Source organism: Streptomyces regalis, from assembly GCF_001509475.1.
In the GTDB taxonomy this organism is placed as follows: domain Bacteria; phylum Actinomycetota; class Actinomycetes; order Streptomycetales; family Streptomycetaceae; genus Streptomyces; species Streptomyces regalis.
This window is the reverse complement of the sequence record NZ_LLZG01000411.1, coordinates 129,653-142,348: the sequence shown is the minus strand read 5'-3', so window position 1 is coordinate 142,348 and position 12,696 is coordinate 129,653. Positions and strand designations below refer to the sequence as shown.

Below are 12,696 nucleotides of genomic sequence, written 5' to 3'. Positions count from 1 at the left end.
CCATCGACCTCGCTGCGGTGCTACGTTCGCCTCCATGAGCACCAGCAGCGCGGCGCCCGGTCGCGACGAGAAGGCGGAGGCCGGGGCGGCGAAGCCCCCGATGCGGGACGCACTGGTCGCGGCAGCGTTCCAGCTGTTCCCGGAGCGGGGTTACGAGCAGACGACCATCGACGACATCGTGGCGCTCGCCGGTGTCGGACGGCGGTCCTTCTTCCGCTACTTCCCGTCGAAGGAGGACGTGGTCTTCCCGGACCACGAGCGGTGCCTGGCCGACATGACGGCCTTCCTCGCCGCGAGCGACGAGGAGCACGAGCCGGTGCTCCGGGTGTGCGACGCGGCCCGGCTGGTGCTGCGCATGTACGCCGAGAACCCGACCTTCTCGGTGCAGCGCTACCGGCTCACCAAGAAGGTGCCGGGGCTGCGCGCCTACGAGCTGTCGGTGGTCTGGCGCTACGAGCGCGCCCTGGCCGAGTATCTGCGCGAGCGCTTCGCCGGGCGGCGCGACGGAACCCTGCAGGCCGATGTGATCGCCGCGGCCGTGGTCGCGGCGCACAACAACGCGCTGCGTTCCTGGCTGCGCTCGGACGGCCAGGGCGATGCGAGCGCCGCGGTGGACCACGCCCTGGGGTTTGTGCAGACCGCCTTCGGCACCGCCCCCGCCCCGGCCCCCGCCGGCGACGAAAAGCCCGAGGACGTGGTGGTCGTCGTGTCCCGGCGCGGCGCCCCGCTGTGGCGGGTCGTCCAGGAGATCGAGGCCACGCTCGGGCGGGACTGATCCGGGTCCCCGAACAGATTCAGGGTACGGAGTGCCTTTACCTGTGACACTGAGTGCCATACGCTGCTGCTGTGCACGGTCGCACGGTGAACCGCGCACGTGCGTGCACGGGTGTCCCGCGCACGTGGGATTCCGGCCGAGTGCAGGGAGTTGACCAGCGTGTACCACCACTCAGGAAGCGTTGTTGCTCGTCAGAACGCCGGTTCCGCGGCCGGCGTCCTCGATCCCGCGGCCCCGGCCACGGAGGCCATCCTCTTCCAGCGCTGCACCTGGTGCGGCACCTCGATGTACCAGCGGCTGCTGTGTCCGGTCTGCCAGGGCAGTGACCTGCGCACGGAGCGCAGCGAGGGCGTGGGGACGGTACGTCACTCGACGGTGGTCCACCGGAACACCCCCGCCGCGCGCAATGTGTCACTCGTCGAGATGGCCGAGGGGTTCGTCGTGCGCGGCCGGGTCATGGGCCCGCCCATCGGCATCCACAGCGGGGACCGGGTCCGGCTGTCCACGGCGCAGGACCCGGTCCGGGGCGAGCCGGTGTTCCAGCTGATCGACGAGCCCTACCGGGCCTGGACCTGAGCCCCCTGATCGGCTGAGCGCTTCGGGATCCCGGGGATCAACTCCGGTACGGCGACGGGCCGTCCCGTCTCGAAGCACTCGTTGGCGGCGAGCCCGACGGCCAGGGCCAGCGCACCGTCGCGTTCGGTGGCCGTGGGATGCGCGACCGCAGGTGCCGCAGTCCCCGTGTCGGCGGTCGGCTGCGCGCCATCGACGGGGCCGAAAAGGACGTCCAGCATCCGCGGGTCTCCTCCGCCGTGCGCCTCGTGGGCGGTCACGAGCGGGATGTCCACGGGCGGCCGCCACAGCGGACGCAGCGTGAGCCGGACGCCGCCCGCGTGCTCGGCGGCCGTGTCCCCGTGCACCGCACCGCTGCCGGCGCTGATCCGGGTGCGGGGCGGCTGCCAGCGGCTCTCCTCGACCTCGAGCTCCAGCCGTCCGGCGCTGCCGTTGAACATGACCCGGTAGCCCTCCCACGGGGAGTACGCGGTGAGGTGGTACGTCATCGTCGCGCCCCCGGCGTACCGCACGAGGACGGCCATGTCGTCCTCGATGGAGACGGGCCCGCCGAAGACGTTGCGGTCACGCAGGTACCCGTCGTCCTGCTCGGCGTCGAGGTAGAGGGCGCGCAGGGTGTCGTCGGCCGCCAGGTCCAGGGCGAAGGGGTCGTCGGCGGCCTGGTCGGCGCCGTGGGCGCGGTCGTAGTCCCGGCGCAGCCCGTGGCGTTCGCCCGCCGCACGGCCGTAGAAGCCGAGCCGCCCGTAGCCGAAGACGTCCCTCGGCTCGTCCGCGAGCCACCAGTTGACCAGGTCGAAGTGGTGGCTCGACTTGTGCACCATGAGGCCGCCGCTGTTGCGCTTCTCGCGGTGCCAGCGGCGGAAGTAGTCGGCGCCGTGGCGTACGTCGAGCAGCCACTCGAAGTGGACGGAGAGGACCTCGCCGATCGCACCGTCGGCGAGCAGGTCGCGGACCTTCTCGTGCACCGGGTTGAAGCGGTAGTTGAAGGCGACGGTGAGGGAGTTGCCGGTGTCCCGGACCGTGTCGAGGATGCGGGCGCAGCGCTCCGCGTCGACCGTCATCGGCTTCTCGGTCACGACACGGCAGCCCGCTTTCAGGGCAGGGACGATGTAGCGGTCGTGTTCCGCGTCGACGGTGGTGACGACGACCTCGTCGATGTCCTCCTTGGCGAGCATGTCGGTGAAGCGGTCCGGCTCCCACTGGGTGGCTGCGGGTGCGCCGGCCTCGGCCAGCAGCCGGTTGTGGAAGGCCATCCGGGTGGGGCTGGGGTCGCAGAGGGCGGCGACGAGGTGGCCGGGGCGTGCGGCGAGGGCCCGGGTGAAGGTCTGGGCGCGGTGGCCGGTGCCGACAACGGCGGTGCGGTGGTGGGGAGTTCGGCTCATTGTGGTGGCCTTTCCCGTCGGCTGCTCGCCCAGTCCTCGATGAGACGGGCGGTGCGCGCGGATCATTGTCCCCTTCCTGCACAGGCAACTTCCCTCACAGGCAACGCACGAGCACCTCCTGCCGTTCCCGGAGTGAGGGCCCCAAGGATGTCCTGGGACTGGTGGAAGGAGGGGCACGTGATCCGTGCCCGGCGATGGGGGTCCCCCCGCGCGAGCAGAGTTCGAGCGTGGGGGGAGGGTCACCGCCTTGGCGGTACTCGCGGTGGTGGGGGCGTCGCCCGGCTGGGCCCAGGCCCAACAGGCGTCCGAAGTACGGCCGTTAGCCGACGCGGCGGACAGCGGCGATGGTCTGCCGCCGGACTGGAGCATCACCGGTGAGGGGTCCGCGCGGAAGCTGGTGTGGCAGTCCGACGAACGGGTGCCGATGGGGGACGCCCGGGTCGAGTTCTACGCCGGTGACCGTCTGCTCGGCCGTCCGGCGCCGGGGAAGGACGGGCGCACGTTCCGCCTCGGCCCAGACGGTGTCCCGCTGGACTCCGTGAAGGACCTTCAAGTACGGGCCGCGGGGCGCCGGTTGGACGCACCCGAGGCCGGCTCCGGTGGAGGCGGCCGCTCGGCGGTGACCGCCCCCCGGCAGCTGCCGGCGAACCAGGTCGACCCCGGCAGGCCGGGCGCGTACCGGACCGTCACCGGCGAGTACGACCTCGCCCCGGTACGACTCCCCGGTTTCGCCGAGCCGGTCGAGATGCGGGCCGTGGTCGTGGCGCCCAAGGGTGCCGACGGCCGCCGGCCGCTCGCCCTGTTCCTCCACGGACATCACTTCACCTGCTACACACCGCAGGGCGAGATCGGCGGCGACTGGCCCTGCGCGGCCGGCTACAAGCCGGTGCCGAGCCACCGCGGCTATCTGCGCGACCAGCGACTTCTCGCCTCCCAGGGCTATGTGACGGTGCCGGTCTCCGCCAACGGCATCAACGGCCAGGACTGGAGCGCCGAGGACGGCGGCGCGCAGGCCCGCTCGTCGCTCGTACGGCAGCATCTCGCCCGCTGGGCCGGCTGGTCCGCCCACCCGGGTACGGCACCGGCGGCCGTACGGCAGGCGCCCAGGGCGGACCTGTCACGTGTGCTGCTGGTGGGTCACTCGCGGGGCGGCGAGGGCGTGAACCGGGCCGCGATGGACAGCCTTTACGCGCCGCCTGCGAACCAGACGGGTATCACGGCCCGGTGCGCTGGCACATCCGCGGCACCGTGCTCATCGGCCCGACGGTCTTCGGCCAGAACCCGGTCGCGGACGTGCCCTCGATGACGCTCCTGCCGGGCTGTGACGGCGATGTCTCCGACCTGCAGGGCCAGGTGTACGTCGACGGCACCCGCCGGGTCAGCCGCGGTACCGCGCTCCACAGTGCCGTGTACATGGTGGGCGCCAACCACAAGTACTTCAACAGCGAGTGGACACCGGGGCAGGCCAAGGCGCCCGCCGACGACGACTTCTGGCACGCCGAGGAGCAGCCCGACCGGGTGTGCTCCCCCGGTACCCGGACCCGGCTGACCGCCGACCAGCAGCACAAGGCCGGTGCCTCCTACATCGCGGCGGCGGCACGGCTGTTCGTCGCCGGGGACGACCGGGTGCGTCCGCTGCTCGACGGCTCGGGCCGCCGCGCGCCGTCGGCCGATCCCGCGCGCGTCCTCACCCATGCCGTGGGCGCGCGGCGCGGCGCCGGATTCCTGCCGGACGGCAAGGTCACCGTGAGCGGAGGCCGGCTGTGCTCGGCGGTGGATCCTGCCGCGGCCAAGGCGTGTCTGTCGTCGGAGACGGCCGGTGCCTCACCGCACTTCGCGCAGTGGGAGACCGACCGCGAGCCCGGCCGCCGCGCGGTCGCGCTGCGCTGGTCCGCGGCGGGCTCCGCGGCACGGATCCGACCCGACCGGCCGCTGTCCCTGGCAGGCGACAAGGCCCTGGCGCTGCGCGTCATCGTGCCGCCCAACAGCACCGGAACACGGCTCGACGTCTCCGTCACCGACACCGCCGGCCGGCAGCGGACCCTCGGCCGGGTCGAGGTCGACGGGCTGCCGGGGACGGACCGGACCGCCTCGTACTGGGCGCGCGAGGTGCGCGTGCCGATCGGGGCCGACGACGCGGCCGCGCTCGACCTGCGACACGTCAAGTCCCTGCAGCTGACGCCGCGCACGGCATCGGGGCGGGCCTGGCTGATGGACGCCTGGGGCTGGCGTCCGGGCACACCGCAGGTGCGCGAGGCTCCGCTGCCCCGGGTCGACATCGGCCGACTGACCGTCAAGGAAGGGGACTCGGGCGTACGGACGTACCGGGTGCCGGTCCGGGTGTCGGGGCAGGGCAGTGGGCAGATACGGCTGTTCGTCGCCGACCCGGACACGGGCCGGACCACGGACCGGCTGGTGACGGTCCGTCCCGGCGCGCACGACATCGACGTACCGGTGAAGGTCGAGGGCAATCGCCGCTACGGCTTCGACGATGTGCACGACGTGTTCGTGAAGGCGGTGCGTACCGCCGTGATCGGCGCCCACCGGGGCGGGGTGACCGTGGAGAACGACGACCCGGTGCCCTCGGTGTCCGTGACGCCGGTCGCCGACCGGGTGACCGAGGGGCAGCCGCTGAAGTGGCGGATCTCCTTGTCCGCGGTGGCTGACGCGCAGGTGAGCGGAGTGCTCACCTTGCTGCCGGTCACCGACGGTCCCGAGCTGTCGACGAAGGACGTCGACCCCGCCTGGCTCCTGGAGAACACCGGTGCGTCCCCGGATCCGGAACGGCCGTTGTCCAAGGTCGACGGTCTCTACCTGTGGGCGTCCGTCGAGCCGGGGCAGACCAGCACCGAGGTGCAGGTGCCGACGCTCAAGGACCAGGTGGCCGAGCCGGCCGAGTCGGTGCGCTTTCAGCCGGCCGACGACTCCGGTGAGCCGCTGCCCGGTGTGCCGGCGGTGACGGGCACCGTACTGGACGCCTCGTGACGCGCCGCCGGCTGCCCTTGACGTAGGTCAGCGGGTCAGGGCGTCAGCGTGATGCGCAGGCCGACTGTGCCGTTGACACCGCGGCGCAGGCGGCTGCCGAGCAGCGAGAGGCGGCCGGTGATCCCGTACTTGCGGGCGATGAGCCGACGGTAGCGGGCACTGGTCGCCTCGTCGCAGATCTCGGCGGTGGCCGGAACCTGGTCGCCGGTGGGCCTGCCCCGCAGGTCGCAGGGCCCTACGAGGACATCGCCGCGGGCCCGGCGCTTGACCTTCCAGGAGTCGGCGACCGTCCAGACGCCGAGCGCGTCTGCGTCGCGCACCACCCAGACCGGCGTGGCGACACCGGTGCCGTTCTTGCGGTAGCTGGTGATGAGCAGGTACTTGCCCGCGCCGAGCTGCTCCAGCGACGTGTCGTCCATGGTGGGAAGTGTAGGCAGGGGGGTGAGGGTGCCGACGGCGCCCCCACCCCCCTGCTGTCACGGTCCAGGTCCCTCACCCGTGCCGTCTCGGTCGAGCGCTGTCGCCATCCGCCGTACGCCCTCCCTGATCAGCTCCGGGGACGTCGCCAGGTTCAGCCGTACGTGCCCGGCTCCCCCGGTGCCGAACGGGATCCCGGAGCTGAGGGCCACCCGGCCGCGGCGCAGGAAGACGTCGGCCGGGTCGGCACCGCCGCCGAGGTCGAGGGCACGGCAGTCGAGCCAGGCGAGGTAGGTGGCCTCGCCCGGGCGGTAGGTGATCGCCGGGAGGTGCTCGGCCAGGAGGTCGGCGAGCAGGCGCCGGTTGTCGTCGAGTGCCGACAGCAGGGCGTCGAGCCAGCTGCTGCCGTCGCGCAGGGCGGCGGTGTGGGCTATGACGCCGAGGTGGCTGGGCCCGTGGCTGACCTCTTCGGGCAGGCGGGCCAGGTCGGCGGCGGCCGCGGGTCCGGCGATGGCCAGGGCCGCCTTGAGACCGGCCAGGTTCCAGGCCTTCGACGCCGACATCAGCGACAGGCCGCTCTCGGCGCCCGGGACGCTCAGGTACGGCACGAACTCGGCACCGCCGGCGGTGATCGGTGCGTGTATCTCGTCGGCGACGACGCGCACGCCGTGGCGCTCCGCGAGGGCGGCCACGGCGGCCAGTTCGTCCGAAGTGTGCAGGGTGCCGGTCGGATTGTGGGGGCTGCACAGCAGGAAGGCGGCGCGACGACCGCCCGCGGTCGCCTGCCGGAACATTTCCTCCAGGGCGTCGAGGTCGATGCGCAGGTCCATGCCCAGCGGGGCCTCGAGCACCCGCCGGTCCATGTGCTCGACGAACTGGTAGAACGGCGGATACACGGGCGAGTTCACCACGACCGAATCGCCCGGTCCGGTGACCAGTTTGAGCATTTCGACCACACCGAGCATCACGTCGGGCACGATCGCCGTCCGCTCCACGGCCAGACCGTCCCAGCCCCACCGCTTGTCCGCGAACCCGGCCAGCGCCTCGGCGTAGCCGGTGCCCGCCGGGTAGCCGGTGTCGCCGAGTGCGAGGGCGTCGGTGAGCGCGCGGACGACGGGTTCGGCGAGCGGTACGTCCATCTCGGCCACCCACATCGGCAGGACGTCGTCGGGGTAGGCGCGCCACTTCACGCTCGTACGACATCGGAGACGGTCGAGGGCGAGTGCGCGAAAGGGATTCGGTTCACCGGACGGTTCGTGCGGGCTCCTGGTCATGGGGCCCAAAGATAGAGGGCGGTGCGGTGGCCGGGAACGGCGAGGACCGGGCACAGCTGGTGCAGGGGCCGGCGCGAGAAGGATCTCCCGTGCGGTGAACACGGGCGGCTCGGGCCACGTATGGAGTGAGGGTGCTCAACTCCGGGAGGGCCCCGCGGCGTTCACGCCGCGCTGTACTGGTTCGGGAGCCCTGCATGAGGCACGCACGACGACGTCTCGTCCGGCGAGTGACACGGCTGGCGGCCGTCGGCGGACTCCTCCTCGGAGGAACGATGGTCACCCGCGCCGTGGCGAGCGAACCTCCCGACGGCTCCACCGTCCCCCGCACCTATGCCGCTTCGGCCGCCGACACCGGCAGCGATCTCGTCGCACGCCTGGGCTCTTCCCGTACGGCGGGCACCTGGATCGGTTCCGACGGGAAGCCGGTCGTCGCGGTCACCGACGAGGAGGCGGCCGCCGAGGTACGGCAGGCCGGCGGCGAGGCGAAGTTGGTCGACCACAGCATGGACGAGCTGAAGTCGGCGACGTCGACGCTGCGTTCGGCGCCCCGGGTGGCCGGTACGGCGTGGGTGATGGACTACCGGTCCAACGAGGTGGTCGTACGAGGCGACAGCACCGTCTCGGCCACCGACTGGTCCCGGATGACGAAGCTCGCGGACGGCATGGGCGGCTTCGTCCGTATGGAGCGCACCGAGGGCACGTTCACGACACGTCTCAACGGGGCGCTGCCGCTGCTTTCGACCGCCGGGCGCTGTTCGGCCGGTTTCAACGTCACCGACGGACAGCGCGACTTCATCCTCACGGCCGGGCACTGCGGACCGGACGGTTCCGTGTGGTTCGCCGACAACCGGGGCACCCAGCAGATCGGCCGGACCGTCAAGCAGAACTTCCCCGGCGCCGACTTCTCCCTGGTGGAGTATGCGAGCGGGGACGCGGGCGCCGGCGCCGAGGTCGTGTCCATCGGGGACGGCAAGGGTGTGCGGATCACGGGCTTGGCCGATCCTGCCGTGGGGCAGCGGGTGTTCCGCAGCGGCAGCACGAGCGGGCTGCGCGACGGTGAGGTGACCGCGGTCAACGCGACGGTCAACTACCCGGAGGGCACGGTCACGGGGCTCATCGAGACGAACGTGTGCGCCGAACCCGGGGACAGCGGTGGCCCGATGTTCTCCGAGGGGATCGCGCTGGGGGTGACGTCGGGCGGCAGCGGCGACTGCAACGCGGGCGGCACGACCTTCTTCCAGCCGGTGACGAAGGCGCTGGACTCGCTCGGCATGAAGATGATCGTCGCGGCGCCGAGCGGCGCGGGTCAGCAGAACGGCTCGCCCGCTCCGACACCGTCCGCGTCGGCCACACAGAGCGCGATCGCGCCCGGTGCGGCGTCGCCCGGCTCGTCGACTCCGATCACCGGCATCACTGCGTCGACCCTGCTGTCGCGACTCGCGGACCCGAAGAACGTCGGCCCCGGGCTGCTGGTCATCGCGGGGAGCATGGTCGCGCTGGTGGCGACCCGCTTCATCCGCGCGGAGCAGGACCGCAAGGCGTACCGGCGCTACTACTCGGCGACGTGGGGCTGACGGGACCTGACGTGGCCCGGCCCGCACCTCAGGGCCGGCCGAACGCCGACCGAGGTCGGTATGCGAACCGAGGTCAGTGGGAGATGGGCACTCAACGGGTCAGGAGTGCCCGGGAAGGTTGTTGCCGAGGCGAGGCGGGGCTCGTCGAGAAGGCCGCTCGGGCCTTCGCCGAGGCGAGTGCTCAGGCCGCCTTCGCCGACTGCGGGGCCGCGGCGGCCCACTCCAGGACGAGGCGCTGGTACTCCTCGCGCTCCTCGACGCTCAGTGTCCCGCCCGCCCGGCGCCACAGCGCCCGGATCTCCTCGTTGACCTCGTCAGCCGAGCGATCGGAGGCGAATTCAACAGTGGTGGACATGCTGTGAAGCATAGAGCTCCCGAGGTGAAGGCGCTGTGAGTGAGGTCGCACAATGCGGACATATTGGACCGTGTTGCTGATCACGTCCATCTGTCCACGTGGATCACGGAGTTCAGACGTCCGCCGCCCCGAGCACCAGCACCTGGATCGCGAGAACGGCGGCACCACGCGCCCAGTCGTGAAAGTCGGACACCTTGGTCTCGAGGTCGATCGGGGCGGCCAGCGGGTGCCGGTGGGCGCGGATGGTCTCCGTCACAGTCTCGCCGGCGACGTCCATGAGACCCACCCCCTCTCCGGCGAGCAGGATCTTCTGCGGCAGCACGAAGTTGCCGATCTGGGCGACCAGGGTGCCCAGGGCGCGGGCCGCCTCCTCGATGACGCGGGAGGACATCGGTTCGCCCGCCGCGGCGAGCTCGAGGATCTCCTCGTACGTGCGGTCACGGCCGGTGGCGGCCTGCACCTGGCAGCGGATGTTGGGGATGGTCAGCAGGGAGACGGCGCTGCCGCGCGCCCCGTCGGGAGTGAGCGGACCGTTGGGGTTCACGATCCAGTGCCGCCCGAAGCCCCGGTCCTCCTCGGCGTACGGCACCCGCTTGCCGCCCAGGACCAGCCCGTAGCCGATGCCGGCGCCGATGGTGAGGACGACGAAGCGGTCGAGGCCGCGGCCGGCGCCGAACCAGGTCTCCGCCTCGACGAGGGCGGCCACGTCGTTCTCCACGACGACCGGCAACCCGGTGCGCTCCTCGACCAGCTCCGCGAGCGGGACGTCGCTCCAGTGCAGGAACGGTGACTCCCCGACCACGGCACGGTCCTCGACGAGACCGCCCACACCGATGCCGATGCCGGCCAGCCGGGGGTGACTGCGGGCGAGTTCGTCGGTCATCTCCCCCAGCAGGTCCACAACCTCGGCGGGGTCGTGGGTAGCGAGGGGGCGGTCATAGCGGGCGACGATCTCGCTCCTGAGGGTGGTGACGACGCCGTAGACCATGTCATCGGTGATCTTGAAGCCGATGAAGGAGCGTGACTCGGCGACGACGTCCAGCGGCTGGGACGGGCGACCCTGACGCACCTCCACCCCGGCGCCCGCCTCGGGGACCTCGACGAGGAGGCCCGACTCGATCAGCGGTTTGGTCAGCCGGGTGAGGCTGCCCGCGGACAGATCGAGCCGACGGGCGAGTTCGGTGCGCGACACAGGGCCACCGAGGAGCACCTCGATCGCCACCGAGCGTTCACCGGGGCTGAGGGGAAGCCAGCTGGCGGCTACTGCGGTCATGGTCGTCAGGCTCCCACATGATGTTTTCTCTCATGATTTTTTTCTCTTCAAAAGCAACCAGGCCAGTCTAAGGCGTCGCGGACCGCCTGGAGAAGATGTTTGCGCACCCCTTGACGGCTGGATTCTTTCGCCACAAAAGTAAGTAGCCGAGGACGAGCCGCAGACGAGGGAGTCTCCCGATGACCATCGCCTCCAGCAGCCCTCCGTCGCGTCTGCCTTTGGGCGGCGCGGCGGGGGCAGGGACCAAGTCGAGGACACGGCGGGCGCGCTCCCGCGAGAACCAGGGGGACGGGCGGCTCGCCGCGGTGTTCATCGCTCCGGCGATGCTGGGCTTCCTGCTCTTCCTGCTCTGGCCGACACTGCGGGGCATCTATCTGAGCTTCACCCGCTTCAACCTGCTCACACCGCCGGAGTGGGTGGGCCTGGACAACTACGTACGGATGGTCCACGACCCGATCTTCTGGGACTCGCTGACGGTCACCGTCGAGTACGTGGTCATCAACATCGGCGTGCAGACGGTCTCGGCACTCGCCATCGCCGTACTGATGCAGCGCCTGACCCAGTCGGCGGTGCTGCGCGGGATCGTGCTCACGCCGTACCTGATGTCCAACGTGGTCGCGGGCATCGTCTGGCTCTGGATCCTGGACACCCAGCTCGGCATAGGAAACGAGATCATCGCGGGGCTCGGGGCCGACCGCATCCCGTTCCTGGCGGACGAGACCTGGGCAGTGCCGACGATCGCTCTGATCAATGTGTGGCGGCATGTCGGCTACACCGCGCTGCTGCTGTTCGCCGGTCTGATGGCGATACCGAACGACGTGTACGAGGCCGCGAAGGTGGACGGCGCGAGTGAGTGGCGGATGTTCTGGCGGATCACGATGCCGCTGCTGCGGCCGGTCCTGGCGGTCGTTCTGATCATGACGGTGATCGGTTCGTTCCAGGTGTTCGACACAGTCGCCGTGACGACCGCGGGCGGTCCGGCGAACGCCACGAACGTCCTGCAGTACTACGTCTACGGTGCCGCCTTCGGCCGTTTCCAGTTCGGGTACGCCTCGGCGATGTCGGTGGCCCTGCTGGTCGTCCTGAGCGCGATCACCGTCCTGCAGTACCGGCTCACCCGGGCCGGCCAGAGCGACCTCGGCTGAGGGAAGGGAGACGCCGACATGGCTGCCGTGGCAGACACCACGACCGTACGGCGCGTGAGGCGCGGGCCCTCCTTCGGGAAGGTGGCGGCCTGGGCGGTGATGGCCGCGATCGTGCTCATCACGCTGCTGCCGTTCTACTGGATCCTGCGCACCGCGCTGTCCTCGAACACCGCCCTCGCCGCCCACCCCGGTGATGTCCTGCCGGTCGATCCGACGACCGGAGGCTTCGAGCGGGCTCTCGGTCTGCAGTCCGCCGAGGAGGCGATCGCCCAGGGCGGCTCGGGCGGCGGGCTCAAGTTCTGGCGCTATCTGATCAATTCGGTGATCGTCTCGACGCTGATCACCGTCTGCCAGATCTTCTTCTCCGCCATGGCCGCGTACGCCTTCGCCCGGCTGCGCTGGCGCGGGCGGGAGAAGGTGTTCGGGCTGTTCCTGGCCGGACTGATGGTGCCGACGATCTTCACCCTGCTGCCGAACTTCGTGCTCATCAAGCAACTCGGCCTGGTGGACACCCTGTTGGGGGTCGCCCTGCCGACGATGTTCATGACGCCGTTCGCGGTGTTCTTCCTGCGGCAGTTCTTCATGAACGTGCCCCGGGAGGTGGAGGAGGCCGCCCTGCTGGACGGGGCCGGGAAGATCCGGATCTTCTTCCGGGTGATGCTGCCGATGGCGTCCACGCCGATCCTCACGCTGGGACTGCTGACGTACATCACCGCCTGGAACGACTACTTCTGGCCGCTGATGGTGTCCTACAGCGACAGCTCGCGCGTGCTCACCGTGGCGCTGGCCATCTTCCGGGCGCAGACCCCGCAGACCGGCTACGACTGGTCCGGCCTGATGGCGGCCACCCTCATCGCCGCGCTCCCGATGCTCGTGCTCTTCGGCTGCTTCGCACGCCGCATCGTCAGTTCCATCAGCTTCACCGGCATCAAGTAAGGGGACG

Annotated in this window: 10 protein-coding genes and 1 pseudogene; 6 read left to right on the top strand and 5 right to left on the bottom strand. The window is 71.0% G+C overall.

Going from position 1 to position 12,696, the window contains the following annotated elements; genetic code table 11:
* Positions 1–34 precede the first annotated feature (34 nt).
* Together ADL12_RS46095 and ADL12_RS46090 are read left to right on the top strand one after the other, a co-directional pair.
* Positions 35–775: a TetR family transcriptional regulator gene (locus tag ADL12_RS46095; RefSeq protein WP_062714801.1), complete on the top strand. Its 741-nt coding sequence runs from the start codon at positions 35–37 to the stop codon at positions 773–775.
* Positions 776–934: 159 nt separating this feature from the next.
* A complete protein-coding gene (locus tag ADL12_RS46090) occupies positions 935–1,351 on the top strand; it encodes a Zn-ribbon domain-containing OB-fold protein (RefSeq protein WP_062714798.1) in 417 nt (138 codons plus the stop codon).
* Here ADL12_RS46090 and ADL12_RS46085 read toward each other — a convergent pair.
* Positions 1,333–2,730, bottom strand: a complete 1,398-nt coding sequence (locus tag ADL12_RS46085) for a Gfo/Idh/MocA family protein (protein ID WP_062714796.1) — start codon at positions 2,728–2,730, stop codon at positions 1,333–1,335. The genes ADL12_RS46090 and ADL12_RS46085 overlap by 19 nt on opposite strands.
* 424 nt (positions 2,731–3,154) lie before the next feature.
* Between ADL12_RS46085 and ADL12_RS46080 the strand changes: the two are divergent.
* Positions 3,155–5,715: pseudogene (locus ADL12_RS46080) on the top strand (alpha/beta hydrolase).
* Positions 5,716–5,750: 35 nt separating this feature from the next.
* Here ADL12_RS46080 and ADL12_RS46075 read toward each other — a convergent pair.
* Both ADL12_RS46075 and ADL12_RS46070 read right to left on the bottom strand, forming a co-directional pair.
* Complete coding sequence (locus ADL12_RS46075; RefSeq protein WP_062714794.1) at positions 5,751–6,134, bottom strand: PPOX class F420-dependent oxidoreductase; 384 nt, start codon at positions 6,132–6,134, stop codon at positions 5,751–5,753.
* Between the two features lie 57 nt (positions 6,135–6,191).
* Positions 6,192–7,406 carry a MalY/PatB family protein gene (locus tag ADL12_RS46070; RefSeq protein WP_062714792.1) on the bottom strand — a complete coding sequence of 405 codons (1,215 nt, stop codon included), beginning with the start codon at positions 7,404–7,406 and terminating at the stop codon, positions 6,192–6,194.
* A gap of 194 nt (positions 7,407–7,600) precedes the next feature.
* Between ADL12_RS46070 and ADL12_RS46065 the strand changes: the two genes are divergently transcribed.
* Positions 7,601–8,980, top strand: a complete 1,380-nt coding sequence (locus ADL12_RS46065; protein WP_062714790.1) for a S1 family peptidase — start codon at positions 7,601–7,603, stop codon at positions 8,978–8,980.
* A gap of 181 nt (positions 8,981–9,161) precedes the next feature.
* Here ADL12_RS46065 and ADL12_RS46060 read toward each other — a convergent pair whose 3' ends face one another.
* The gene (locus ADL12_RS46060) at positions 9,162–9,347 is read right to left on the bottom strand and encodes a hypothetical protein (protein WP_062714953.1); all 186 of its coding nucleotides are present in this window, start codon (positions 9,345–9,347) and stop codon (positions 9,162–9,164) included.
* A 100-nt stretch (positions 9,348–9,447) separates the two neighbouring features.
* A complete protein-coding gene (locus ADL12_RS46055; protein WP_062714789.1) occupies positions 9,448–10,608 on the bottom strand; it encodes an ROK family transcriptional regulator in 1,161 nt (386 codons plus the stop codon).
* A gap of 179 nt (positions 10,609–10,787) precedes the next feature.
* Here ADL12_RS46055 and ADL12_RS46050 point away from each other — a divergent pair, with 179 nt between their 5' ends.
* Both ADL12_RS46050 and ADL12_RS46045 read left to right on the top strand, forming a co-directional pair.
* On the top strand, positions 10,788–11,753 hold the full coding sequence (locus ADL12_RS46050; protein WP_062714787.1) for a carbohydrate ABC transporter permease: 966 nt from the start codon (positions 10,788–10,790) through the stop codon (positions 11,751–11,753).
* Positions 11,754–11,771: 18 nt separating this feature from the next.
* Positions 11,772–12,689 (top strand): carbohydrate ABC transporter permease, encoded by a 918-nt coding sequence (locus ADL12_RS46045; RefSeq protein WP_062714785.1) that lies wholly within the window; start codon positions 11,772–11,774, stop codon positions 12,687–12,689.
* Positions 12,690–12,696 lie beyond the last annotated feature (7 nt).

Bases quoted from the DNA above. Each gene is read 5' to 3' on its own strand.
- ADL12_RS46095 (WP_062714801.1), top strand. From the start codon at position 35: ATGAGCACCAGCAGCGCGGCGCCCGGTCGCGACGAGAAGGCGGAGGCC.
- ADL12_RS46085 (WP_062714796.1), bottom strand. From the start codon at position 2,730: ATGAGCCGAACTCCCCACCACCGCACCGCCGTTGTCGGCACCGGCCAC.
- ADL12_RS46075 (WP_062714794.1), bottom strand. From the start codon at position 6,134: ATGGACGACACGTCGCTGGAGCAGCTCGGCGCGGGCAAGTACCTGCTC.
- ADL12_RS46070 (WP_062714792.1), bottom strand. From the start codon at position 7,406: ATGACCAGGAGCCCGCACGAACCGTCCGGTGAACCGAATCCCTTTCGC.
- ADL12_RS46065 (WP_062714790.1), top strand. From the start codon at position 7,601: ATGAGGCACGCACGACGACGTCTCGTCCGGCGAGTGACACGGCTGGCG.
- ADL12_RS46060 (WP_062714953.1), bottom strand. From the start codon at position 9,347: ATGCTTCACAGCATGTCCACCACTGTTGAATTCGCCTCCGATCGCTCG.
- ADL12_RS46055 (WP_062714789.1), bottom strand. From the start codon at position 10,608: ATGACCGCAGTAGCCGCCAGCTGGCTTCCCCTCAGCCCCGGTGAACGC.
- ADL12_RS46050 (WP_062714787.1), top strand. From the start codon at position 10,788: ATGACCATCGCCTCCAGCAGCCCTCCGTCGCGTCTGCCTTTGGGCGGC.
- ADL12_RS46045 (WP_062714785.1), top strand. From the start codon at position 11,772: ATGGCTGCCGTGGCAGACACCACGACCGTACGGCGCGTGAGGCGCGGG.